This is a genomic window from Pseudomonas xanthosomatis, assembly GCF_019139835.1.
GTDB lineage: Bacteria > Pseudomonadota > Gammaproteobacteria > Pseudomonadales > Pseudomonadaceae > Aquipseudomonas > Aquipseudomonas fakonensis.
Window position 1 is genome coordinate 3,836,954 of sequence record NZ_CP077075.1, and the last position, 23,730, is coordinate 3,860,683.

Sequence of the window (23,730 nt, forward strand, 5' to 3'; positions counted from 1 at the left end):
TTTGCTGGGTGCTGACCTGGCGGGTGATGTCGCTGGCGAATTTGACCACCTTGTACAGGCGGCCCTTGCTGTCGAAGATCGGGTTGTACGACGCCTCCAGATAGACGGTGCGGCCCTGCTTGTCGACCCGCTCGAAGCGGTGCGAGTGGTACTCGCCACGGTTGAGCGAGGCCCAGAAATCACGGTATTGCGCCGATTCGCGCTCATGGGGCAGGCAGAACAAACCGTGGTGGCGCCCCACCACTTCTTCGTGCCGGTATCCCATGGTGTCGAGGAAGTTCTGGTTGGCCTTGATCACCCGCCCGGCCGGGGTGAACTCCACCACCGCCATGGAGCGGCCAATGGCCTTGAGCAGGCTTTCGCTTTCGTGCTCCTCGATCACATGGCGGGTAATGTCCGAGGCCACCTTGATCACGCTGGTCACCTGCTGGCGCTCATCGAGCACCGGCATGTAGCTGGCTTCCAGCCACACCTCACGGCCGGCCTTGTCCAGGCGCTCGAAGGTACCGCTGATGGCCTTGCCCTCGCCCAGCTCGCGCCACAACTGCTGGTACTCGGCGCCTTTGGCGTAGGTGGGGTCGCAAAAAATACGGTGGTGCTTGCCGCGGATCTCGTCGGCGCTGTAGCCCATGGTCTTGCAGAAGTGCTCGTTGGCTTCGAGGATGGTGCCGTCGGGGGCAAATTCGATCATCGCCATCGAACGGCTGATCGCCGCGAGTTTGGCTTGCATCCCGTCCAACGCTTGCCGGCAACGCTGAATCTCGACCAAATCGGACTTGCGATGGAACTCCAACATGACCCGGGCCTCCTTTATGCCCACCGGATGCTCAAGAGCATAGATGGGCGCTGGGGGCGTGCAAGCGAACTGCTATCACCTATGGATTAAGCCGCCGATGGCCGGTAATCCGGCGCTGCGCACTGCAGGAGCCGGCTTGCCGGCTCCTGCAGGTAAGCACATGCCCCGCGTGGGTTATGAGCTTTCCCGCACCACCAGCTCGAAGCCCAGGTCCTGGCGCTCGGCCCCTACCCGCTTGCCGTCGAGCAAGCCGAGCAGCGCCTGCGCCGCGCCTCGGCCAACCGCCGCCCGCGGGGTGCGGATCGAGGTCAGCGGCGGCACCATGTGCGCCGAGGCCGGCAGGTCGTTGAAGCCAACCATCGCCACCTGCCGCGGCACCTCTATGCCTTGACGCAAAGCCTGCAGCACCGCGCCCTGGGCCAGATCGTCGTTGCAGAAGAACAGGCCGTCGACATCCGGCGCGCTGGCCAGCAAGCGGCTGAACAGCTCGCCACCCAAGCCGATGGACGAGGGTTGCGGGTCGAGCATTTCCAGCTCCGGCGCCCGCAGCCCGGCCTCGGCCAGCGCCTGGCGGAAGCCTTCGGCGCGCTGCATCACCCGCGGGTCGAGCTGCGCGGCAATAAAGCCCAACCGCCGCCGACCGCGCTCGATCAGGTGACGCGCCGCAGCGCGCCCGGCCTCATGCTGGGAAAACCCCACCGACAATTCCCCTGCCTGGCCGCCCAGCTCCATCATGTGCACGCAGGGCACCCGGCTGGCCGCCAGCAACTGGCGCGAAGCATCGCTGCGCTCGAAGCCGGTGAGCAGCATGCCGCAGGGCTGATAGGCCAGGTAGTTGCGAATCAGGTTTTCTTCTTCGGCAATATCGTAGTGATAGTTGCCGATCAGCACTTCCATGCCGCGCGGCCGCATCACCTCGTGAATGGCCTCGAGGGTGTCGATGAACAGCTGGTTGGACAGCGACGGGATCAGCACCACCACCGACTGGCTGCGCGCAGAAGCCAGGGCCCGCGCTGCCGGGTTGGCAACGTAGCCAAGGCTGGCGGCGGCGGCCATGACCTTTTCTGCCAGCTCCGGCGCGACCGTGCTGACCCCGCGCAGAGCGCGGGAGGCGGTGATGGGGGAAACCCCGGAAAGCCTGGCGACTTCGGCCAGGGTGGGACGACCGGTGGTGCGTGAGCCGATGCGAGACATGGATGTTGTAATTTTACTACTTGCAGGAATGGGGAACGGTCACTAAGGTAGCGCTGTCTCAGAACGCAGGCAATGCAAACCTGGTAGCAGGCATGCGTAAAGCGTCCATACTGCCCAAGACAAGACCAATAACACCCGGGAGGGTGGCGCTCGCAATCTCGTTTCGCTCTGCTCGAGACAGCGCTATCTCACCCTGCAGGAGGTACTGATGAACCCTTCCCTGTCCGCGATCGTGGTCATGGGCGTGGCTGGCTGCGGCAAGAGCTGCGTCGGCGCCGCCATCGCTGAGCGCAGCGGCGGCCGCCTGATTGAAGGCGATGCCTTTCACCCCGCCGCCAACATCCAGAAGATGAGCGCCGGCATTCCCCTGAACGACGACGACCGTGCCGGCTGGCTGGTGCGCCTGGGCGAAGAGCTGCAGGCCACCATCGCGGCGGGCGAGCGGCCTATTCTTACCTGCTCGGCACTCAAGCGCCGCTACCGCGAAACCCTGCGCCAGGCGGTGCCTGAGCTGGGCTTCGTGTTCCTCGAACTGACCCCGGCTGAAGCCGAAAAACGGGTACTTGCCCGCCCCGGCCACTTCATGCCGGCCAGCTTGATCGACAGCCAGTTCGCCGCCCTTGAAGCGCCCCACGGCGAACCCCGCACCCTGGCCCTGGACGCCACCCGCCCCATCGACAGCCTGTCGGTGCAGGTGGACAGCTGGCTAAAGCCCTGCGGTGAGCGGAGCCTGGCGCGCACTGCCTGAACGGGCGGTTTTCCGGCTCACCAAAGATAGCGCTGTCTCGACATCCCGACAGGGCAAAAGTTGCAAAAAGCTTCACCCGCTACGCCACTACAACAACGACAATACAGAGGCAAACGAACCATGTTCGGACTGGCTACTGATACCTTCCTGTTGCTCGACGCGCTGGTCACCATCGTCGGGCTGATCCTGCTGATCACCCATTTCAAGGTCCACCCCTTCGTCGCCCTGACCCTGGCAGCAGGCTTTCTCGGCCTGACCTCCGGCATGCCGGTGGCCAAGGTGATGAAGTCGTTCCAGGACGGCTTTGGCGGCGTGCTGGGCTTTGTCGGCATCGTCCTGGCCCTGGGCACCATGCTCGGCAAGCTGATGGCCGACTCCGGCGGCGCCGATCAGATCGCGCAAACCCTGATCCGCGCCTTTGGCAAACAGAAAGTGCACTGGGCGATGATGTTCGCCGCCTTCCTGGTGGGCATCCCGCTGTTCTTCGAAATCGGCTTCGTGCTGCTGATTCCGCTGGTGTTCATCGTCGCCCGGCGCTCGGGGGTGTCACTGGTGAAGATCGGCATCCCGCTGCTGGCCGGCCTTTCGGTAGTGCACGGCCTGGTACCACCGCACCCCGGGCCATTGCTTGCGATCGGCATTTTCCACGCCGACATTGGCAAGACCATCTTCTACGGCCTGCTGGTAGCCCTGCCAACTGCGGTTATCGCCGGCCCCTTGTTCGGTAACTTCATCTCCCGCTACATCCCCGGCAACCCGTCCCAGGAGCTGATGGACCAGATCGCCCGGGAATCCAACCAGCAGAACCTGCCGAGCTTCACCATCACCCTGGTGACCGTGCTGCTGCCGGTGGTGCTGATGCTGCTCAAGACCTTCGCCGACGTAGTGCTGCCCGCCGAACACATCGTGCGCCAGTGGATGGACCTGATCGGCCACCCCATCACCGCCCTGCTCGCCGCGCTGCTGCTGGCCTTCTACACCTTCGGTTCGGCCCGCGGCTTCAGTCGCCAGCAGATCATGAAGATGCTTGACCAGAGCCTGGCGCCCACGGCGGCCATCGTGCTGATCGTCGGTGCCGGCGGCGGCTTCAAGCAGATGCTGGTGGATACCGGCGTGGGCAACGTGATCGGGCAAATGGCCGTGCAGGCCGAGATCTCGCCGATCATGCTGGCCTGGCTGGTGGCGGCGGTAATCCGCATTGCCACGGGGTCGGCCACCGTAGCCACCATCACCGGTGCCGGCATCGTCGCCCCGGTGATCGACCTGGTACCGGGGGTCAACCGCGAGCTGCTGGTACTGGCCACCGGCGCCGGCTCGCTGATCCTATCCCACGTCAACGACGCCGGGTTCTGGCTGGTGAAGCAGTACTTCAACATGACCGTGGCCGAAACCTTCAAGACCTGGAGCATGATGGAAACCATTCTCTCGGTGGTGGGCATCATCTTCATCATGCTGTTGTCGACGGTGGTGTGACCGTTGATCGGGGTGATGGCACCTTGCTGATGGGCAGGCAGCCAAAAGCTGCATGCCCTCAAGCCCGCGATGGGTTTGAAGGCTCTATAGAAGTCACAGCCAAGGAGCCTGCCCCATGAAGCGTTCGTTCCTGCTTGCCGCCCTGCTCGTCTCGCCGCTGGCGCTTGCCGTCGGCACCGGCACCACCTACCCGGACGACCCGCACAATCCCGCCCCTCAACCGGGCGTGGACAGCACCCTCAACCCCATCGAAAAGCCCATGCCGCGGGACACCGACCCGCGCATCAAGGGCAACGACCCGGACAGCCCGCCGGCCGAACAGAATGACGACCGCGACCTGCCGGGGATGAATGGCGGTAGCGGCTCGGAAGGGATGGGGCGCCAGGGTGAAGGGGGTAGTTCAGGTAGCAGCGGCAACCCCTGATTCACAACGTGGGAGCGGGCTTGCCCCGCGATTGCCTTATCGCGGGGCAAGCCCGCTCCCACGGTTAACCCGTTTGCGCTTGTCGGGCCGCTTCGCGCCCGATGCTGATCTTCGAGCTGGCTTCGAGTATTCATTGAGTGCTCAGGCCGGTCGGTGTGCCGCGCCCCGCGAACACCGGCTCGGCGGGTGCCTGCTCACCCAATCAACTGGCCCGCCCTGTCGCGCCCATCTCTCACTCAGTAATCGAAGCGCTCCACCGCCCGGCGCCGCTCGTTGTCGTCGCGTCGGTCGTACCCGGCCGTGGTCTGGATGTTGGCGTGGTGGGCCAGCTTCTGGGCGATCGACAGGTCGTGTTCTTCAATCACCCGTGTGATGAAGGCCCGGCGAAAATCGTGGGGCATGATCTTCGCGCCCACCTGCGCCCCGCGCTGGCGGGCGATGTAGTAGATGGCGTGCTTGGTGATGCGCGCGCGGGTAATGTGGCTGCCACGGCGGATGCGGTTGAACAGGAAGCTGTCGTCGCGCTCGCCGGCCGGCAGGTGCTGGCGGCGCAGGTCGAGCCAGGCCTGCAACTTGTCGAAAGCCCAGGCCGGGGCGTACTTGAGCAACTGGCGGTTGCCCTTGCCCATCACCACCACGCTGCGCTCGGCAAAATCCACCTGGGCCAGGTCGACATCCACCGATTCGGACTTGCGCATGCCGGTGCCGTAAAGCAGCGCCAGGATGGCCGCATCGCGCACCCCCTGCGGGCGCGGGTCGGCCGCGCATACATCCATCAGTTCGCGGATCAGGCTACGGCGCAGGTTGCACCCCGGCGGCAGGCGGCTGCCGGTGGCTGGCTTGATTTCGCGAATTTTCAGTAGCTGATCGTGCTCGATCAGGCCCTGGCGCCAGGCCTCGTTCATCACCCCGCGCACGGCATTCACGTACAGCGACGAGGTGTTGGGGGCGTAGCCATCGGCACGCAGCGCCGCGACCAGCGCAATCACGTGGCCAGGCTCGAGGTGGTGCCAGGGCACATCGGCGATGTCGGCATCGACGAAGCCCAGGCGGTCGGCGGCATCCTGCAGGATGTAGCGCATGGTCAGCTGGCTGGACGGCGCCAGGCGGGCCAGGTACTGCAGCAGCGGGTTGCGCAGAAGATCGGTCACAGCGAGGTCCTGTCACTTGAAGCGGGTCTTTATGACTATCTGCAAGTCATAAAGACTGGACTAACACGAAGTCATATTGACTCTTATGAATGCCATCACCTTGATATTCAAGGCTTTGTTGGCTGGCATGGATCGTGATGGTAACCCAATCGACCTTCCGGAATCGAACCAAGGTGGCCGTCATGCTCGTTCAGCCGATAAACGCTCGCCCGCACCGGGCACTCTGGGCACTGGGTTTTCGCCCGTTCTTCCTGGGCGGCAGCCTGTTCGCCTTTTTGGCCTTGTTGTTGTGGGGCGGCGTGCTGGCCGGCGTGCTGCAAGCCAGCCCTGTGGGCGGGCTGCTGGCGTGGCACCGCCACGAGATGCTGTTCGGTTTTGCCGTGGCGATCGTCGCTGGTTTTTTGCTGACTGCGGTGCAGAACTGGAGCGGTATCCCCGGCCTTTGCGGCCGCCCGTTGCAGGGGTTGTTCCTGCTCTGGCTGCTGGGCCGGGCCAGTTGGTTCCTGCCCTTGCCGGCCTGGTTGATGGTCACCCTGCAGGGCGCCTTTTTGCCGCTGGTGGCCGTGGCCCTGGCGCGGCCGATCATCCAGAGGCGCCTGCGCAACAACTACCCCATCGTCGCACTGCTACTGCTGCTGGCCGCTTGCCAGTGGCTGACCCTGGCGGGCTGGCTTACCCATGACGAAGGCCTGCAGCGCCGTGGCGTGCTCGCCGGGTTGTGGCTGGTGGCGGCGATGATGAGCGTGATCGGCGGCCGGGTGATCCCCTTCTTTACCCGCCGCGGCCTTGGCGACATGACGCCGGCCCCGGCCCGCCCGTGGCTCGACCGCGCCTGCCTGTTGGGCAGCATCGCCCTGCCAGCCAGCTACGCGGCCGGCTTCAACGAAGCGCCCACCCTATTCATGGCCGTGCTGTTTGCCGCCTTGGCCGTGCTCCACGCGGTGCGCCTGGTGTTGTGGCATGCCCAGGGTATCTGGCGGGTGCCGCTGCTGTGGTCGCTGCACCTGGCCTACGCCTGGATGGTGCCGGCGTGCCTGGGGCTGGCGCTTTGGCATGGGGGGGTTGCCGTCAGCCCGAGCCTTGCGGTGCATGCCTTGAGTGTCGGCGGCATGACCGGGCTGATCGTGGCGATGATGGCGCGGGTGAGCCTGGGCCATACCGGGCGGCCCCTGACCGTGCCTGCCAGCATCGGCTGGGCGTTCGCGCTGGTGCAGATGGCCGCAGTGGCGCGGGTGCTGGTGGTGCCGTTCACGTCACTTGGGCTGGGGTTGTCGGTGCTGTTGGCTTGCGCCGGGTTGGGGTTGTTCGTTTGGCATTATCTGCCGGTTCTGCTGCGGGCTCGGGTGGACGGGATGCCTGGGTGATCGCGGTTTGCGCCCGCCAGCTGGCTCGGCCCCTGTAGGACCCAGCCCTTTCGGGCTGCGCTGTCGCGCAGAGAACTGGTCTCGCAGATGCGCCACGGTCTCTGTGGGAAGCGGCCTTGTGTCGCGATGGGGCGCGAAGCGGCCCCAAGGTCTCGGCCTCATGCAAGATTGCCGGGGCTGCTGCGCAGCCCATCGCGACACAAGGCCGCTTCCCACAGGGACCGCGTTAAATCAATGAGTTGCAGTTTGTTCTATGAGAGCAGGCTTGCCCGCTCCTACAGGGGCCGCGGCGGGCTCGTGCCCAGTTCTCTGCGCAACAGCGCAGCCCGCAGGGCTGGGTAATCTCCTACAGGGTGAACAGCGCCTGCGGGGATTGCGGCCACATCCAGCCTCGACTACTCCTGAGCGAAACGTCTACCATCGGCCATCAAACGTTTCAGCATGTTTCGCAAAGGATCCCGATGTCTGTCCACCAAGCCCCGCCCCAGCTACCCGCCAAATCCACCGTCGTGAAAATGGAAGCCGCCATGGCCCTCGGCAGTTTCGCCATCGGCACTGGCGAGTTCGCCATCATGGGCCTGATGCCCGATATCGCCAGTAACCTGCAACTGAGCGAACCCCAGGTCGGCCATGCCATCAGCGCCTACGCCCTGGGTGTGATGGTCGGTGCGCCGACCCTGGCCATACTCGGCGCCAAGTTGCTGCGCAAGCACATGCTGTTGCTGCTGATGGCGCTGTACGCCATCGGCAACCTGGCCACCGCGTTCGCCCCATCGTTCGCCAGCCTTGTGGCGTTCCGCTTCATCAGCGGCCTGCCCCATGGCGCCTACTTCGGCATTGCCGCCGTGGTGGCCTCGAGCATGGTCGCCAGCAACCAGCGCGCCGGCGCCGTGGCGCGGGTGATGATGGGCCTGACCCTGGCCATGTTGCTGGGCAACCCGGTGGCCACCTTGCTCGGCCAGTTCTTCGGCTGGCGCTCGGCGTTCGTGCTGGTGGCGGCAATCGCCCTGACCACCGTCGCCCTGGTGTGGCGCTTCGTGCCACAGCCCCACGACGAGCCCCGCAGCGACCCGCGCAAAGAGCTGCGCGCCTTTGCCCTGCCCCAGGTGTGGATGGCCCTGGCCATCGCCTCCATCGGCTTTGCCGGCATGTTCTGCGTGTTCAGCTACCTGGCGCCGACCATGCTGCAGGTGACCCAGGTGGCGCCGCAGTGGATTCCGTTCGGCCTGGCGGCCTTCGGCGTGGGTGGCATCGTCGGCAACATCGTTGGCGGCAAGCTGTTCGACAGCTTGCAGTTCCGCGCGGTGGGCATCGTGTTGGTATGGTCGATGGCCGTGTTGCTGTTCTTCTCGTTCGCCGCCCACTCGTTGTGGACACTACTGCCGGGCATTGCACTGGTGGGCACCATGATCGCCCTGGCCGCGCCGCTGCAGATCCGCCTGATGGACATCGCCCACGAAGCGCCAAGCCTGGCGGCCGCCTCCAACCATGCCGCATTCAACCTGGCCAACGCCCTCGGGCCGTGGTTCGGCGGCATGGCTATCAGCGCCAGCCTGGGCTGGACCAGCACCGGCTACATTGGCGCAGCCGCAGCGTTCGCGGGCCTGGTGATCTACCTGATTGCCCGGCGCATGAAAGGCGGGCATTGAGCCACGCCTGAAACGCGACCGGCGTCAGCGCTGGTCGCGTTCATTACCTTGCAAGAGCGGGCCTGCCGGCGATGAGGCCGTTTCAGGTCAAGGCGCCACTGCCAGGGCGGCATCGCCGGCAAGCCGGCTGTTACAGAAGGTCAGCATTTTGCAAGCTGGGCCAGGCGCCTGGGCCAGGTCCTCGACACTGCGAATACCGGCCGCCAGTGCCGGCGAGGTGACGGTATGCACACCCGCTGCGGCGCCGCCAGCCGGCGCAGGGTGCGTGCGGCGTCCTCCACGGCATCGAAGGCCTCGGTGAACTGCCCCTTGATGCTCTCCCCGAGCGGCGTCAGGCGCACGCCTTTGGCGTGGCGCTCGAACAGCGCTGCGCCGTACTGGCGCTCCAGGGGCTTGAGTTCGTGGGCTGCACGGGCAAAGCCACCCAGGCGGGCAGAGGCTTCGAAGGCACGCAGCGCATTGAGTGGCAGCGCGTGGCGGGAGGGGTTGTCGAGGGGCATGGTTCAAGGCTCATTTTTTTAGGCCCCAACTACTGCGCATTAGCACAGCGCCCGGAACATTACCTGAACAAAAGCTGAAGCAACTTCCAAAATAAAAGAAACTTCAGAATCAAACAGGAAATATTCATTTACGCAGCGCCGATTAAAATAGTTTCACGCAAACTCCCCACCCCTGCAATTACAATAACCCATCCTCCCGACCAGAATCGCCAGCCTCTGATTCAGAGCCCTGCAGAGCACGCACAGCGGGGCTGCAATTACCAGAAGTTATGCCAACCCATGGTTTACCCAATTAACGGCTCACAACTTTTTCACGGCGCGTTGACACTTATATCTTTCAAATGCGCAGCACCTAACTTTAGAGGCAACACCGATGAATGCACTGACCCAAGGTAATATGTTCACTTGCGTCGCTACCCGCGAACATATCCTGCTGACCGGGGCCACGGGCTTTCTCGGGGGTTCGGTCGCGGCCCAGCTGATAGCAGACGGCCAAGGCGCCGCCTTGTGCTTTCTGGTGCGCTCTGAAACCCCGCACCAGGGCCTGGAGCGCCTGCGCGACAACCTGCGCCAGCATGGTGTCAGCGAGCGCGATTGCCTGGCGCTGCATGCCGGGCAGATCCTTTGCGGCGACCTGCTCGACACTTCCTGGCTGGCCCGTGAAACATCGCGCCTGATGCAGATGGACCGGGTGATCAACTGCGCCGCCGTGGCGTCGTTTTCGAAGAACCCGAGTATCTGGCCGGTCAACGTCGAAGGGACCTTTGCCTTCGCCCAGGTGCTGGCGCGCTCGGCCCGGCTCAAGCGCTTCCTGCATGTGGGCACCGCGATGTGCTGTGGCCCCGAGCGCGAGTCGCCGATCAGCGAGTCGTGGGAGTTCCCCGAGGCCGAGCAGCAACTGGTGGACTACACCGCCTCCAAGGCAGAAATCGAACGGCGTATGCGCGAAGAACTGCCCGGCCTGCCGCTGGTGGTGGCGCGGCCGTCCATCGTGGTTGGCCACCGCAGCCTTGGGTGCCAGGCGTCGGGCAGTATCTTCTGGGTGTTTCGCATGGGCTTTGCTCTGGAAAGCTTCACCTGCGGGCTGGACGAGCAGATCGACGTGATCCCGGTGGACTATTGCGCCGAGGCGCTGATTGGCCTGGCGCGCAAGCCGCAGCTCAATCACGACCTGTATCACATCTCTGCCGGCCACGGTTCGGCCTGCACCTTTGCCGAGATTGACCAGGCCTTTGCCTTGGCCAATGGCGCGGAGCCTGTGGGGGAACGTTATCGCAAGGTTGGCGTGGATGACCTCAAGTCGCTGGCCAGCAGCTTCGAAAGCCGTATTGGGCCGGCCAACCCGCGGTTGGTGCTGCGGGCACTGCGTTTGTACAGCGGGTTTGCCGACCTCAATTACCTGTTCGACAACAGCCGGCTGCTGGAGGAAGGGATTGCGGTGCCGCCGCGGTTTACCGATTACCTGGAGGTGTGTGTGAGGTCTTCCAGTGAGGTGAGTATTGCGGTGCAGATGCAGTGGGATTTCAAGTGATGGGGTCGGGTTCGGGGATTATGGTTATTGCTTTGGGAGATGTATGCGCATTCATTCACGATAAGCGCTTTTCGTCACCTTTCCGCCCTTACGGCGGCCTACTTTTGTCGTGGCAAAAGTAGGCAAAACCGCCTGCTCCTATCATCCGGCCCCCTACGCTGCGCTCCGGGGGTTCCCTCGCTCCGGGCTTGCTCCGGAGGTACGCGCCGACGGGCCGTCCCTGGCCCGATCGGCGCTCGACCGGCATCCATGCCGGTCGCCCTCCTACACAATCCCTGCGCTCGGCCTCCTGAAGTCGCGATTTGTGTTGCCTGGGCTATCGCGCGCTTAGAAGCAAGATCAAGAGCCAGATCAAGAGCCAGATCAAGAGCCAGATCAAGAGCTGGGATGTTGGTTTAATTGTTATTTATGTGTTGTTTGTTCTAACGCAATCGCGGGGCAAGCCCGCCCCACGCTAGTTGTGCGCACCAACTTCTGGCGTGGGAGCGGGCTTGCCCCGCGATCAAATCCTGAGTTCCCACGGTGGCAACTAGCGGTTAGCTGCGCCAGTCCAGGCGCCGCCCCTAACTTCGCGACTTCAGGAGGCCGAACGCAGGGATTGCGTAGGGGGGCGACCGGCATGGATGCCGGTCGAGCGCCGATCGGGCCAGGGACGGCCCGTCGGCGCGTACCCCCGGAGCAAGCCCGGAGTGAGGGAACCCCGGAGCGAAGCGCAGGGGCCGGATGAATGGAGCGATGTACGGGTCACCCACATGGGTTACACAAAAGTTCGCTCACATAGGTGACAACACCTGAAGTGTTACATAACCATCATCGGCATCTCGCTCATCGATCCTGCCGAGAATGATTGGGCCGAAAATAACATCCCACACCCCATCCCCGACTTGCTCCAGCCCAATGGTCTGATGCTTGAGCACGTAACCTACATAGATCCTCAAACCCCGGCGGTTGACGATGCCACTGCGATCAGCTGGCAGGCTCTCGATATGACTGGGGTAAGTCATTTCAGGTAGTTTTTCCGGGAACGGGCGTGGCGAAGGCTGGTAGCAGGACGCTGGTGTTTTCTGCTTCAGTGCTTCGTGGAGCCGCTCGTAATTGTAGTGTTGCCGGAAGCGGTCGAAGTGCCGTTGTTGAGCCTCCCAAGCCACTGCGGGCGGTGACGGAAGCGTACTTTTGAGTGTTCGGTGCATACGCTCGTGCCGACCATTTTGCTCCGGTCTGCCAGGCGCAATACGTTCAGGAATGATGCCTAGGCGCAGCCACCAGATGGACAGCTGGGAGAGCCCTGCACGCCCTTTACTGGCAAACGGCACGCCGTTATCGGTCCGGATACGTTCAGGTAGCCCGTTTTCACGAAAGACCTCAGTGAACACAGCCTGTGTCTCCAGAAAGTTCGTATTGGCCATGCTGTGGCACGCGAGCAAGAAGCGACTGGCGTGATCCATGATCGTCAACGGATAGCACCAGACCCCAGCTCCTGTCAGAAACTGGCCTTTGTAGTCCGCAGTGAAGAGCTGATTGGGCGACTCCGCCTTTTCAAGCGGCTTGGGATAGACCGCTACGCGCTGACGCAGGCGCCGCGGCTTGATCAGCTCGGCTTTCTTGAGGATGTTGTAGATCGTTGTCTTGGAGGGAGGCGCCTGGTCAGGAAAACGTTCCTGCAATGCGGCCTGGATCTTCTTGGGCCCAGGCTCCGTCTGGCCCTTGCCGCGTAATTCGATAATGGCCTCGCGAACGGCGACGGGTACAACCCAATCTTGCGTCAGCCGGCGACGGCTACGTTCCTCTAGGCCTGCTGGGCCAGCTTTCTCGAAACGCTCGACCCATTTGTAACCGGTCTTTCGACTGATCTCGTAGGCCTCGCAAAGGGCGCTGAAGCTAGGCGCCCCCTGGAGATAGTCAGCGATGAAAAGCACTTTCATGTCCATAGGTTTCAGCTCTCGCCAAGGCATGGTCAGATCCTCGAAAAACCGACCATGCCAGTTAAAAACTGTTACCTATGTGCGTGAACTGATTTGTAACCCATGTGGGTGAGTCATACCGCGAGCATTTTTTGGTGACTTTTTGATGCTTCAAAAAGTTACCCGCCGTAAGGGCGGAAAGGTGAATAAGCGTCACTATAAATAATGAATGCGCATACAACTATCCAAACCAACCAAAGCCAGTTCAACAGTTCAACACTCCAACATCATGACCAACTACGCCCCCAAACAACCCAAACCCCCACCATGGTCTACAGTTGCAACACCCCCGCAAAAAAACGACAAGGCAGCATGGCCCTCCACCGCCTGACCCGCACCCACCCCCGCCTGAGCATCGCCACCCTGTCCGGCCTGATCGGCGCCTGGCTGATCCCCGCCGCCGACCCCGTACAACACATCCTCACCGGCTGGAACATCGGCGTCTGGCTGTACCTGCTCATGGTCCTGTGGCTGAGCCTGCGAGCCACCGCCGACAAAGTACGCAAGGTCGCTCGGGTCGAGGACGAGAACGCCGCCCTGGTGCTGATCACCGTCTGCGTCGCCGCCATCGCCAGCCTGGCCGCCGTAACCCTGCAACTGGTGTCAAGCCGCGGCCTGGAAGGCAGCGCCCTGGCCCTGCACTACCTGTACACCGGCCTGACCGTAGCCGGTTCCTGGCTGCTGATCGGCTGCATCTTCAGCCTGCACTACGCCCGGCTGTTCTACACCGGCGAGCGCCACGAACCACCCCTGCGCTTCGCCGACGGCGAGCGCAACCCCGACTACTGGGACTTTCACTACGTGTCGTTCACCATCAGCGTCGCAGTACAGACCTCGGACGTCGGCATCGGCGGTCGCGCCATGCGCCGCGTGGTGCTGGCGCACTCGCTGGTGGGGTTCGTGTTCAATACGGCAATCCTGGGTTTCACCATCAACATCGCTGCCGGCTTGCTCGGCTAACCGAACGCGGCTACCGCCGGTCCGAAACCCTTATGAAGAACCCGAGCCCGGAACCCAGCCGGAAAACGTTTGCCCGGCCCTGGCACGCCCGCGCCCAAGCATGACACCGGTGTGACCGAAGTCATGCATTAGTACATTTGTCATATTTTCCCCGGATCGTGGCCAAGGCAACTGCTATGGTTAGATTCCCGACGGCCAGGTATGGCCATGCGGTTCCACTGTCGAATCACCGCGTTCAAGGCATGAACAAGGAGGCTGGCATGAACAAGATGACGTTCCCCAACGCCTGCCAGGTGATGCGCTGGCATTTCCATCCACTGGGCTTCGAAGCCACCATGGATGCGCCGCGCAGCATGGTCGCCCGGCTGTTCGACAGGGCCACCGGCGAAACCCTGCTGGCGGTTGCCGGCATCCCCTGCGCCGCAATCATGGCCGCTACCGATGTGGAACGGATCATCGAAGCGGTGGAAGCCGAGATGGAAACCTTCGATTTGCAGCTCAACCCGCTGCGGGACGTGGTCTAGCCAAGCTGCTTCTGGCGTTCGCGCAACCCTTCCAACCCTGCCATGAACTCCTCGGCCGGCACCGGCTGCCCGAGCAGGTAGCCCTGCAACGAATCGCACCCCAAGCGGGTCAGGAAGTCCTGCTGGCGGTCGGTTTCCACGCCCTCGGCGACAATCCGCAGCCCCAGCGCCTGCCCAAGGGCGACGATGGCCGAGACGATCGCGGCATCGTCGCTGTCCTGCTCCAGGTCACGCACAAAACCACGGTCGATCTTCAACTCGTTGGCCGGCAGGCGCTTGAGGTACATCAGGCTGGAATAGCCGGTACCGAAATCGTCGATGGACAGGTCCACGCCCATGTCGGACAACCGCTGCAGCACCGTAAGGCTGGCGTCGGCATCGCGCATGGCGGTGGTTTCGGTGATTTCCAGGGTCAGCCGGTTGGCCGGCAGGCCATTGTCGTTCAGCGCACGGGCCACACTGTCGACCAGCCCGGCATGGCAGAACTGAATGGCCGACAGGTTTACCGCAATTCGCCAATCAGCATGGCCCAGGTCCATCCACTGGCGCATCTGCCGGCAGGCCTCGGCCAGCACCCACTCGCCAATGGGGATGATCAGGCCGGTCTTCTCGGCAAGGCCGATGAACCGGTCTGGCAGCATCAGGCCGTGCTGGGGGTGTTCCCAGCGCAACAGCGCCTCGGCACCGATCGGCTGGCGCGCGACGGCACCGAACTTGGGCTGGTAATGCAGGCGAAACTGCCCCTGCTCCAGTGCCGCGCGCAAGTCCTGCAGCAGCTGTAGTTGCTGGCGGGCGTTGCTGTTCATCGAGGCGTCGAAGAAGCTGTAGCCGTTCTTGCCGGCGCTCTTGGCGTGGTACATGGCGGCGTCGGCGTTGCGCAGCAGTTCCTGCTGGTCGAGGCCATTGCCGGGGTACATCACGATACCCACACTGGCCGACAACTGCAGGTCGTGCTCGGCCACACGGAACGGCCTGGACACCAGATTCACCTGCTTGACCGCCACGCCCATGGCGTCGTCCGGCTCCTGCAGCTCCACCAGCAGCACGAACTCGTCACCGCCGATGCGCGCCAGGGTGTCCTGGCTGTGCAGGTGCCCGCGCAAACGCGCCGCCACGGCCTTGAGCAACTGGTCGCCGACATGGTGGCCAAAGGCGTCGTTGACCGGCTTGAAGCCGTCCAGGTCGATGAACATCAGCGCAAAGCAGCCGCCCTGCTCGGCCACCCGGCCCATGGCCTGGTCGATGCGGTCAGCCAGCAGCGTGCGGTTGGGCAAGCCGGTGAGGGTGTCGTGCAGCGCCAACTGCGTCAGCTCCTGGTTGGCCAGGGTCAGCGAGCGCGCAAGCTCCGCGGTGCGAGCATCCAGGCGGGCATCCAGCACCGAGGTGAGCAGCGCCACCGAGAGCACGGCCAAGGTGGTGATCAATACCAGATAGTCCAGTCCGTCACCGGCCAGGCCATTGGGTAACGCGCCACAGAAGCTGCCCTCGGGGAAGTTGGCTGCAGCCATGCCGGTGTAATGCATACCAACGATGGCCACGCCCATCACCACCGCGGCCACGCCACGGATTTGCCGCACGTAGGGCGTCTGCCGGCGCAGGCGGAAGGCAATCCACAGCGCCGCCGCCGAGGCGCCCACCGCGATGGCCAACGACGCCCCGAAAAGCGCCGGGTCGTAGTCGATGCCCGGCTGCATGCGCAGCGCGGCCATGCCGGTGTAGTGCATGCAGGCAATGCCGCTGCCCATCACCAACGCGCCGAACGCCAACTGCAGCCAGGGCAGTTTCGGGTGGCTCACCAGCCACAGAGCGAAGCCCGATGACAGCACCGCAATCAGTAGCGACAGCGCCGTCAGCGTGGTGTCGTAGCCCAGGCTGATCGGCAGGCTGAAGGCGAGCATGCCGATAAAGTGCATCGACCACACGCCAATGCCCATGGCCAGCGCACCGCCCACCATCCACAAGTGGACCGCCCGCCCCTTGGCCGTGGCGATGCGGCCGGTAAGGTCAAGGGCGGTATAGGAGGCAAGAATGGCCACGCACAGCGAGATCAACACCAGCGAGGAGGAGTAACTACCGGTCAGCATGGGGGCTTTCCACGAACAGCCCAGGATATAGGGCCGAAAAAGCCGATGATTGTACTCAAGCTTTGGCGAAACGCACGGGGTTTTCGTGGAGTTGAGCGGTTGCGCGACATACGCATGATGGCACCGGCTTTGCCGGTGATCGCGGGCAAGCCCGCGCCTATAGGGCCCGATGTCTAGGGGCGGTGCCAGACCGCTGCGCGGATATCCACCGGCTTGGGCAATACGCGGTTGTCGAAGAACAACTGCGCGGTTTTTTGCTGCGCGGCCACAATCTCCTCGCTCACTGGCAACACCGGTGATGCCGGGCGGTGGGTAAAGCTGCGCCGCACCACGGCTTCGGGCAAGCCCATGAAGCTTGCCAGCACTTCGATGCTGCCCGCCTCGTCGCTGCGGGTCAGCGCCTCGGCCCGGGTGATCTCGGCCAGCAACTCACTGACAAACTGCGGATGTGCCTGCACATAACCCCGCGCCCCGAGCATGAACGGCCCTATCAACCCCAGCCCCTGCCCGTCGGCCAGCAGCCGCGCCTTGCCCTCCAGCTCAATGGCCGAATAGAACGGGTCCCAGATCGCCCAGGCATCCACGCGGCCGCCCTCGAATGCCGCGCGGGCGTCGGCCGGGGCCAGGTACACCGGCTGCACGTCAGCCATGCTCAAGCCTTCCCGGGCCAGTGCGCGCAGCACCAGGTTGTGGGCACTGGAGCCCTTTTGCAGGGCAATGCGCTTGCCCTTGAGCGCCGCCACCGAAGTGATCGGGCTGTCCTTGGCCACCAGGATCACCTCGGCCTGGGGCTTGGCCGGCTCGGCACCGATGTACAACAGGTCGGCGCCGGCTGCCTGGGCGAAAATCGGCGGTATGTCACCGGTGGCGCCGATATCCAGGCTGCCGATGTTCAGCGCCTCGAGCATCTGCGGGCCGGCCGGGAACTCGATCCACTCCACCCGGGTGGCCGGGAAGCGCTGCTCCAGCAGGTGGTGCTGCTTGGCCAGCACCAGGCTGATCGACCCCTTCTGGTAGCCGATGCGCAGGCTGGCCGGGTCGGCTGCCTTGGCGCCGCCAGCCAGTACCGCCAGCAACAACAGGGCAATACGCATGAAAGCCATGCTTCACTCCTTCCAGTCGGTCGAGGGTTTTTCCCACAGGTTGACCCCGCCTTCCACGGCATACCGGTCGATCTCGGCCAGTTCCTCAGGCGTGAAGGCCAGATTGTCCAGGGCGGCGACGTTCTCGGTGATCTGCTCGGGGCGGCTGGCGCCGATCAATGCCGAGCTCACCCGCGGATCGCGCAGGGTCCAGGCCAAAGCCAGCTGGGCCAGGCTCTGGCCGCGGCGCCGGGCAATGTCGTTCAGCGCGCGGGCGCGTGCCAGGTTGGCCTCGCTCAAGTGCCCGGGCAACAGCGAACCGCCACCTGCCCGGTTGACCCGGGCGTCGGCCGGAGTGCCGTTCAGGTACTTGTCGCTGAGCAGCCCCTGGGCCAGCGCGGTGAACACGATCACGCCGGCACCGACGTCGTCGGTTGTCGCCAGCAGGTCGCGCTCGATCCAGCGGTTGAACAGGTTGTAGGAGGGCTGGTGGATCAGCAGCGGCACCTTCAATTCATTCAGCAACCCGGCGATTTCCCGGGTTTTGCCCGCCGAGTACGACGAGATGCCGATATACAACGCCTTGCCCTGGCGCACGATGTCGGCCAGGGCGATGGCGGTCTCTTCCAGCGGCGTATCCGGGTCGAAACGGTGCGAGTAAAAAATGTCGACGTAGTCCAGGCCCAGGCGCTTGAGGCTTTGGTCGAGGCTGGCATGCAGGTACTTGCGCGAACTGCCGCCCTGCCCGTACGGCCCAGGCCACATGTCCCAGCCGGCCTTGCTGGAGATGATCAGCTCGTCGCGGTGGGCCTGCAGGTCCTGGCGCAGCAGGCGGCCGAAGTTGCTTTCGGCACTGCCGTAGGGCGGGCCGTAGTTGTTGGCGAGGTCGAAGTGGTTGATGCCGGCATCGAAAGCCGTGCGCAGCAAGGCGCGCTGGGTGTCGAGGGGCGTGGCGTCGCCGAAGTTGTGCCACAGGCCCAGGGACAGCGCCGGCAGCACCAAGCCACTGCGGCCGACCCGGCGGTACGGCATGTGGGTGTAGCGTTCGGGGTTGGCGGTGTAAGTCATGCTGACTCCTTGATGACTGGACCCTGTAGTAGCCGGCTTGCCGGCGATGAGGCCCGCCTTGGCAACAGCGTTGCCTGAACTGGCGCCATCGCCGGCAAGCCGGCTACTACAGGGGGCTGTTTCAGGTGAAGTGTGGGTTGGCCGGGCGTTGCAGGCCCAGGTGCTCGCGCAACGTGCGGCCTTGGTAGTGCTTGCGGAACAGCCCGCGGCGTTGCAGTTCGGGCACCACCTGCAAGGCGAAATCCTCAAGCCCCAGCGGCAGGTGCGGCACCAGAATGTTGAAACCGTCGGCGGCGTGGCCCTCGAACCACGCCTGCAACTGGTCGGCGATCTGCACCGGGGTGCCGACCAGGCTGAAGTGCCCTCGCCCACCCGCGATGCGCTGGCCGAGCTGGCCCAAGGTCAGGCGTTCGCTGCCGGCAAGCTCGGTAAGCAGTTGCTGGCGGCTGCGCTGACCGTCTTCGGTAGGCGGCAGCTCGGGCAGCGGGCCATCGAGCGGGTAACCCGACAGGTCGAAGTTGCCCAGCATGCGCCCGAGCAACGCCACGCCAACGCGCGGGTCGACCAGGGCCTGGAACTGTTCGGCCTTGTCCTGGGCTTCGGCCTCGCTGCGGCCAACCACCACATACAGGCCGGGCATGATCTTCAGGTCGTCTTCGCCGCGTCCGTAGCGGCCCAGGCGGCCCTTGAGGTCGGCGTAGAACGCCTGGGCGCGGGCCAGAGATGGCTGGGCGGTGAACACCACCTCGGCGCTTTCGGCAGCCAGCTCACGGCCGGTTTCAGACGACCCCGCCTGCACCAGCACCGGCCGCCCCTGGGGTGAGCGGGCAACGTTCAGCGGGCCCTGCACGCGAAAGTGCTCGCCGGCATGGCCAAGCGCGCGCACGCCGTCGGGCCTATGAAACTGGCCGCTGGCCTTGTCGCGCACAAAGGCGTCGTCCGCCCAGCTGTCCCATAGCCCCTGCACCACCTGCTGAAACTCCCGGGCGCGGGCGTAGCGCTCGGCATGGGGAATATGCGCATCGCGGCCAAAGTTGCCGGCCTCGGCGGCAGCATCGGAGGTCACCAGGTTCCAGCCGGCCCGCCCACCCGACAGATGATCGAGGGAGGCGAACTTGCGCGCCACGTGGTAGGGCTCGTTGTAGCTGGTGGTGGCGGTGGCGACCAGGCCGATGCGTTCGGTTACCGCGCTCAGCGCCGACAACAGGGTGAGCGGCTCGAAGTACACCGAGCGGGCGCTGTGGCTGGCCAGGGCATCGCTGGGTGCGGCCACGCTGTCGGCGACGAACAGCGCATCGAAGCAGGCGTTTTCGGCAATCTGCGCCGCGCGCCGGTAGACGCTGAAATCCAGCGGGTCGGCGGGCACGCCCGGGTGGCGCCAGGCCGCGACATGGTGCCCGGTGGCCATCAGGAAGGCGCCGAGGCTGAGTTGGCGGGTGGAAGTGGTCATGAGTACCTCTGCTAACAGTTCGATTGCCGGGGCTGCCTTGCAGCCCATCGCGGCACGAGGCCGCTCCTGCAGGGGAACGCGCTTTTTGTAGGAGCGGCCTTGCGCCGCGATGGGCCGCAACGCGGCCCCGCCCTGCACGCAAAGCAGGTTCTGCTTAAAAGTCCTTGCGCAACTGCACGCCGAAATAGCGCCCGTCATCCCGCGGCACGGCGCGGTAGATATAGTCGCCGCCGCTGGCCAGCATCTGCGCGTACGACTTGTCGCCCAGGTTCTTGCCCAGCAACGCCACGCGCCAGCCGTCGTTGTAGTCGGCCAGGGCAATGCTGGCGTTCCAGATGCCGTAGGCGCCCTGCACGGTGTCGGGGTTCTGGTCGAGGCTGAACTGCACCGCGTCCTGCCAGCTGTAGTCGCTGGACAGTTCCAGGTCCAGGCCGTTGTCCAGCGGGATGTTGTAGTCGGCGCGCAGGTAGCTTTTCCAGTCCGGGGTGAACGGCAGGTGGCCGCCGTCGATGTTGCAGTTGGCCGCCGCCCCCACCGGGCAATTGAAATGGTCGACCCGCGCTTTGGTGTAGGCGACGGCCGCCGACAGCTTGAGCTGGCGGGTGGCCTGGAAGCTGGCGTCCAGCTCCACGCCCTGGGTCTTGACCTTGCCGGCGTTGACCAGGCGGGTCACCACCTGGTTGGCCACGGTGTCGAAGAAGTTGGCCTGGTAGTCGTCGTAGTCGGTATGGAACACCGCAAGGTTCGCCACCAGGCGGTTGTCCAGCGCGGTGCTCTTCAGGCCCACCTCGTAGGCGTCGGAGGTTTCCGGCTTGAGCGCGCCGGTATCGCGCGGCTGCATGTTGAAGAACACGTTGTAGGCCGGGCCCTTGTAGCCGCGCGAATAGGTGACGTAGCCGGTGAGGTTGTCGTTGAAGTCGTACTGCAGGCCGGTACGGCCGCTCCAGCCATCTTCGTCCACCGAGCCGCTGCTGGCAGTCGAAGGCTGAATGCCGGTGACCGCGGTGGCCGAAGTCGAGACCCGGCGGTGGTCGTATTCAAGGTCGTCGTGGGTCCAGCGCAAACCGAAAATCGCGCGAAAATCGTCGGTGATGTTGAAGGTGTTTTCACCGAACAGCGCCACGCTGTCGTTGGTGGTGGAGTAGTCGGCGCGCCCGTTGTTGGCGACGCCACCGTTGACCGACAGGCGCTGGTACACCTCCTTCGAGGTGCCGTGCATGTAGAAGGCACCGAGCACGTACTCGTTGAACTGGCCCTTGGGCGAGGTCAGGCGAAACTCCTGGCTGTACTGGTCGTAGTCCACCGTGCCCTTGTCGTGGGAGGCGGTCAGCGGCAACAGCGCACGGCGGTCGCCGTCCTGGTACTGGGTATTGTCCCAGCCGCGCCAGGCGCTGATGGAGGTCAGGGTGAAGTCGCCCAGCTGCCAGTCGAGCTGGGCCGACAGGCCCTGGTTTTCGTCTTCGACGTGGGTCTTGAAATCGCTGCTGATGTCGCGGTTGTGGGCGCTGGGCACCACGCCGCCGAGCTGGTTGGTAAAGGCTGCGCTGGCTTTGGTTACTACACCGCTAGGCAGGGTGTCCTCGCCTTTCATGTAGTCGGCGATCAGGGTCAGGCGTAGCGCATCGCTGGGTTCGAACTCCAGCTTGCCGCGCACGCCCTTGCGCTCGTAGCCGTTGACGTCATGGCCGTTGGCGAGGTTTTCGACATTGCCGTCGTAGTCGCCCCACAGGGTACTCAACGAGCCTTTGAGTTGCTCGCTCAGGCGCCCGCCGATGCCGAAGCGCAGACGGTTCTCGTCACCGCCGCCAAAGTGCGAGTAGTCCACGTAACCGTGGGTCTGCTCGGGGATGGCCTTGCTGACCACGTTGAGCACCCCGGCCGAGGCATTCTTGCCGAACAGCGTGCCTTGCGGGCCGCGCAGCACCTCGATGCGCTCAAGGTCGAGCAGGTCCAGGGTGGACTGGCCCGGGCGGCCAAACACCACGCCGTCCACCACCGTGGCCACGGTGGGCTCTACCCCTGGCGAGGTGGAGATGGTGCCCACGCCGCGGATGAACAGCGAGGTGTCCTTGTTCGAGGCGCCGGCGCGGTAGTTGAGGGTGGGGACCTGCTGGACGATGCTGGCAACGTTGTTGCGGTTGTCGCGCTCCAGTTGCTCGCCGTCGACCACCGACACGGCCACCGGCACCTTCTGCAGCGGTGCTTCGCGGCGGGTGGCAGTGACGGTCACCGCCTCCAGGGCAGCAGGCTCCAGCGACTCGGCCGCCTGGGCGCCCAGGGTGGTGAGCAGTATTGCGGTGGCCAGCGGCGCACGGCGAAGGTTGGGGAAAGACGGTATGCGGCTTGTCTGCATGATGCTCACTGCCTTGAAAGACCAGACGGAAGGGAAAGCTGTGGTTGTCTGGTCTCGCTCGTGCGAGTGGCAGGCGCTTGCCAACAGCAGCGCTTGGTAGCGCTAACATGAATAAGTATTGAATCTCTCCAGTTAGCAGGTCCAATACTAAAAAATAAGCTTTATATGCCATATGGCTATTTGCAATTGAGCACCTGGTTAGCGCTAACATCGCGCTTTCGAGCCAGCACTGGCCCCTGTGGGAGCGGGTTTACCCGCGAAGCAGAAACTGCGGTGCATGGCACCGGCAATGCCGGTGTTCGCGGGTAAACCCGCTCCCACAGGGGCTGCAGATACCCCCAAGGCTTTGTCTGACCGGAGAATTGCCGTGCCCCCATCCCCCGACACCCCGCGCAAGCGCCGCGGCGCCGGCCGCGTCACCCTGGCCGAAGTGGCCCGGCTGGCCGGGGTTTCGGCCATCAGCGTATCGCGCTACTTCAACCAGCCAGAGCAAGTCACCGCGCCCTTGCGCGAACGCATCCAGGCTGCGGTGCAACAGCTGGGTTACGTCCCCAACCTGGTGGCCGGTGGCCTGGCCTCGGCGCGCGGGCGCGTTGTCGGCATGGTCATCCCGAACATCTCCGGGCCGATCTTCGCGCAGACCATCCAGGCCGTCAGCGACACCTTGGGCCGGCATGGCTACCAGTTGCTGCTGGCCTCCAGCTACTTCAGCGAAGAACAGGAAGAAAGCGCGGTGCGCGCCTTCCTTGGCTGGTCGCCGGCGGCACTGGTGGTCACCAGCCACTTCCATAGCCCGGCCACCGAAAAGATGCTGGCCGAGGCCGATGTGCCGGTGGTGGAAATCTGGGACTACGTACCCGAACGGGCACCGCTGCAGGTGGGCTTCTTGCACGAACAGGTGGGTGTGCAGGCCTGCCGCTACCTGCTGGGCAAGGGCCACCGACGCATCGCCTTCGTGCAGAACAGCGCCGCCGGTGATTTCAGCGCCCTGGAGCGGCGCGACGGCTATGCCCGGAGCATGCGCGAAGCCGGGCTGGAACCCTGGGTGTTCGTGCCCTCTGCAGACACCGCGCCGTTCGAAGCCGGGCGCCAGGCCATGGAGGCGCTGATCCGACGCACACCGCGGCCCGAGGCAATCATCTTCGCCAACGACAACCTCGCCGCCGGCGCCCTGCTGGCCGGGCAGCGTGCCGGGCTGCGCCTGCCGGAGGACATGGCGGTAATGGGTTTTGGCGACTATGCGTTCGCCGAAATGCTGCTGCCCAGCCTCACCACCTTGCGGCCACCGTCACGGCAGATCGGCGAAGTGGCGGCGCTGCGGGTGCTGCAGCACCTGGGGGTGGTGGCGTGCGAGGGTGAGGTGCAGCGCTTGAACCTGCTGGGGTGCGAGCTGGTGGAGCGTGAAAGCGCGTGAGTAG

18 protein-coding genes and 1 pseudogene are annotated in these 23,730 nt (G+C 64.5%); 9 read left to right on the forward strand and 10 right to left on the reverse strand.

Annotation, left to right across the window (positions count from 1 at the left end; genetic code table 11):
• Window positions 1-13: 13 nt before the first annotated feature.
• Both KSS93_RS26975 and gntR read right to left on the reverse strand, forming a co-directional pair.
• A pseudogene (locus KSS93_RS26975) lies at window positions 14-796 on the reverse strand (PAS domain-containing protein); the annotation flags it as partial.
• A 174-nt stretch (window positions 797-970) separates the two neighbouring features.
• On the reverse strand, window positions 971-1,990 hold the full coding sequence (gene gntR, locus KSS93_RS17110; protein WP_217885170.1) for an HTH-type transcriptional regulator GntR: 1,020 nt from the start codon (window positions 1,988-1,990) through the stop codon (window positions 971-973).
• 208 nt (window positions 1,991-2,198) lie between these two features.
• Between gntR and KSS93_RS17115 the strand changes: the two genes are divergently transcribed.
• From KSS93_RS17115 to KSS93_RS17125, 3 genes are all read left to right on the forward strand, one after another.
• Window positions 2,199-2,738 (forward strand): gluconokinase, encoded by a 540-nt coding sequence (locus KSS93_RS17115; protein WP_217885171.1) that lies wholly within the window; start codon window positions 2,199-2,201, stop codon window positions 2,736-2,738.
• 120 nt (window positions 2,739-2,858) lie between these two features.
• Window positions 2,859-4,211, forward strand: coding sequence for a GntP family permease (locus KSS93_RS17120; RefSeq protein ID WP_217885172.1), 1,353 nt, complete (start codon window positions 2,859-2,861; stop codon window positions 4,209-4,211).
• Between the two features lie 115 nt (window positions 4,212-4,326).
• Window positions 4,327-4,635, forward strand: a complete 309-nt coding sequence (locus KSS93_RS17125; RefSeq protein ID WP_217885173.1) for a hypothetical protein — start codon at window positions 4,327-4,329, stop codon at window positions 4,633-4,635.
• A gap of 236 nt (window positions 4,636-4,871) precedes the next feature.
• On the opposite strand, the gene KSS93_RS17130 is transcribed toward KSS93_RS17125, so the two are convergent.
• Window positions 4,872-5,786 carry a site-specific integrase gene (locus KSS93_RS17130; protein ID WP_217885174.1) on the reverse strand — a complete coding sequence of 305 codons (915 nt, stop codon included), beginning with the start codon at window positions 5,784-5,786 and terminating at the stop codon, window positions 4,872-4,874.
• Window positions 5,787-5,968: 182 nt separating this feature from the next.
• On the opposite strand from KSS93_RS17130, the gene KSS93_RS17135 reads away from it, so the two are divergent.
• Window positions 5,969-7,150, forward strand: coding sequence for an NnrS family protein (locus KSS93_RS17135; RefSeq protein WP_217885175.1), 1,182 nt, complete (start codon window positions 5,969-5,971; stop codon window positions 7,148-7,150).
• Window positions 7,151-7,611: 461 nt separating this feature from the next.
• On the forward strand, window positions 7,612-8,799 hold the full coding sequence (locus tag KSS93_RS17140) for an MFS transporter (protein WP_217885176.1): 1,188 nt from the start codon (window positions 7,612-7,614) through the stop codon (window positions 8,797-8,799).
• A gap of 140 nt (window positions 8,800-8,939) precedes the next feature.
• On the opposite strand, the gene KSS93_RS26735 is transcribed toward KSS93_RS17140, so the two are convergent.
• Entirely contained in the window at window positions 8,940-9,299 is a 360-nt protein-coding gene (locus tag KSS93_RS26735) for a LysR family transcriptional regulator (RefSeq protein ID WP_302474048.1), read from the reverse strand.
• Between the two features lie 373 nt (window positions 9,300-9,672).
• Between KSS93_RS26735 and cprA the strand changes: the two genes are divergently transcribed.
• Window positions 9,673-10,830, forward strand: coding sequence for a cationic peptide resistance protein CprA (gene cprA, locus KSS93_RS17150; protein ID WP_217885177.1), 1,158 nt, complete (start codon window positions 9,673-9,675; stop codon window positions 10,828-10,830).
• 773 nt (window positions 10,831-11,603) lie between these two features.
• Here the strand turns inward: cprA and KSS93_RS17155 are convergent.
• The gene (locus KSS93_RS17155; protein ID WP_217884504.1) at window positions 11,604-12,782 is read right to left on the reverse strand and encodes an integrase core domain-containing protein; all 1,179 of its coding nucleotides are present in this window, start codon (window positions 12,780-12,782) and stop codon (window positions 11,604-11,606) included.
• A 321-nt stretch (window positions 12,783-13,103) separates the two neighbouring features.
• On the opposite strand from KSS93_RS17155, the gene KSS93_RS17160 reads away from it, so the two are divergent.
• The gene (locus KSS93_RS17160) at window positions 13,104-13,751 is read left to right on the forward strand and encodes a DUF1345 domain-containing protein (RefSeq protein WP_217885178.1); all 648 of its coding nucleotides are present in this window, start codon (window positions 13,104-13,106) and stop codon (window positions 13,749-13,751) included.
• A 260-nt stretch (window positions 13,752-14,011) separates the two neighbouring features.
• Window positions 14,012-14,275 (forward strand): DUF1652 domain-containing protein, encoded by a 264-nt coding sequence (locus KSS93_RS17165; RefSeq protein ID WP_217885179.1) that lies wholly within the window; start codon window positions 14,012-14,014, stop codon window positions 14,273-14,275.
• Here the strand turns inward: KSS93_RS17165 and KSS93_RS17170 are convergent.
• The 5 genes from KSS93_RS17170 to KSS93_RS17190 form a co-directional block, all read right to left on the reverse strand.
• A complete protein-coding gene (locus KSS93_RS17170) occupies window positions 14,272-16,359 on the reverse strand; it encodes a putative bifunctional diguanylate cyclase/phosphodiesterase (RefSeq protein WP_217885180.1) in 2,088 nt (695 codons plus the stop codon). The genes KSS93_RS17165 and KSS93_RS17170 overlap by 4 nt on opposite strands.
• 173 nt (window positions 16,360-16,532) lie before the next feature.
• A complete protein-coding gene (locus tag KSS93_RS17175) occupies window positions 16,533-17,453 on the reverse strand; it encodes an aliphatic sulfonate ABC transporter substrate-binding protein (RefSeq protein WP_302474053.1) in 921 nt (306 codons plus the stop codon).
• Window positions 17,454-17,465: 12 nt separating this feature from the next.
• The gene (gene mgrA / locus KSS93_RS17180; protein ID WP_217885182.1) at window positions 17,466-18,509 is read right to left on the reverse strand and encodes an L-glyceraldehyde 3-phosphate reductase; all 1,044 of its coding nucleotides are present in this window, start codon (window positions 18,507-18,509) and stop codon (window positions 17,466-17,468) included.
• 121 nt (window positions 18,510-18,630) lie between these two features.
• Window positions 18,631-19,959, reverse strand: coding sequence for an LLM class flavin-dependent oxidoreductase (locus KSS93_RS17185; RefSeq protein WP_217885183.1), 1,329 nt, complete (start codon window positions 19,957-19,959; stop codon window positions 18,631-18,633).
• A 154-nt stretch (window positions 19,960-20,113) separates the two neighbouring features.
• Window positions 20,114-22,312 carry a TonB-dependent receptor gene (locus tag KSS93_RS17190; protein ID WP_217885184.1) on the reverse strand — a complete coding sequence of 733 codons (2,199 nt, stop codon included), beginning with the start codon at window positions 22,310-22,312 and terminating at the stop codon, window positions 20,114-20,116.
• Window positions 22,313-22,679: 367 nt separating this feature from the next.
• Here KSS93_RS17190 and KSS93_RS17195 point away from each other — a divergent pair, with 367 nt between their 5' ends.
• A complete protein-coding gene (locus KSS93_RS17195; protein ID WP_225917205.1) occupies window positions 22,680-23,726 on the forward strand; it encodes a LacI family DNA-binding transcriptional regulator in 1,047 nt (348 codons plus the stop codon).
• Window positions 23,727-23,730: the final 4 nt, after the last annotated feature.

What these genes read in the sequence shown, in the direction of transcription:
- gntR (WP_217885170.1), bottom strand. Translation starts at nt 1,990, where the DNA reads ATGTCTCGCATCGGCTCACGCACCACCGGTCGTCCCACCCTGGCCGAA.
- KSS93_RS17115 (WP_217885171.1), top strand. Translation starts at nt 2,199, where the DNA reads ATGAACCCTTCCCTGTCCGCGATCGTGGTCATGGGCGTGGCTGGCTGC.
- KSS93_RS17120 (WP_217885172.1), top strand. Translation starts at nt 2,859, where the DNA reads ATGTTCGGACTGGCTACTGATACCTTCCTGTTGCTCGACGCGCTGGTC.
- KSS93_RS17125 (WP_217885173.1), top strand. Translation starts at nt 4,327, where the DNA reads ATGAAGCGTTCGTTCCTGCTTGCCGCCCTGCTCGTCTCGCCGCTGGCG.
- KSS93_RS17135 (WP_217885175.1), top strand. Translation starts at nt 5,969, where the DNA reads ATGCTCGTTCAGCCGATAAACGCTCGCCCGCACCGGGCACTCTGGGCA.
- KSS93_RS17140 (WP_217885176.1), top strand. Translation starts at nt 7,612, where the DNA reads ATGTCTGTCCACCAAGCCCCGCCCCAGCTACCCGCCAAATCCACCGTC.
- KSS93_RS26735 (WP_302474048.1), bottom strand. Translation starts at nt 9,299, where the DNA reads ATGCCCCTCGACAACCCCTCCCGCCACGCGCTGCCACTCAATGCGCTG.
- cprA (WP_217885177.1), top strand. Translation starts at nt 9,673, where the DNA reads ATGAATGCACTGACCCAAGGTAATATGTTCACTTGCGTCGCTACCCGC.
- KSS93_RS17155 (WP_217884504.1), bottom strand. Translation starts at nt 12,782, where the DNA reads ATGCCTTGGCGAGAGCTGAAACCTATGGACATGAAAGTGCTTTTCATC.
- KSS93_RS17160 (WP_217885178.1), top strand. Translation starts at nt 13,104, where the DNA reads ATGGCCCTCCACCGCCTGACCCGCACCCACCCCCGCCTGAGCATCGCC.
- KSS93_RS17165 (WP_217885179.1), top strand. Translation starts at nt 14,012, where the DNA reads ATGAACAAGATGACGTTCCCCAACGCCTGCCAGGTGATGCGCTGGCAT.
- KSS93_RS17170 (WP_217885180.1), bottom strand. Translation starts at nt 16,359, where the DNA reads ATGCTGACCGGTAGTTACTCCTCCTCGCTGGTGTTGATCTCGCTGTGC.
- KSS93_RS17175 (WP_302474053.1), bottom strand. Translation starts at nt 17,453, where the DNA reads ATGCGTATTGCCCTGTTGTTGCTGGCGGTACTGGCTGGCGGCGCCAAG.
- mgrA (WP_217885182.1), bottom strand. Translation starts at nt 18,509, where the DNA reads ATGACTTACACCGCCAACCCCGAACGCTACACCCACATGCCGTACCGC.
- KSS93_RS17185 (WP_217885183.1), bottom strand. Translation starts at nt 19,959, where the DNA reads ATGACCACTTCCACCCGCCAACTCAGCCTCGGCGCCTTCCTGATGGCC.
- KSS93_RS17190 (WP_217885184.1), bottom strand. Translation starts at nt 22,312, where the DNA reads ATGCAGACAAGCCGCATACCGTCTTTCCCCAACCTTCGCCGTGCGCCG.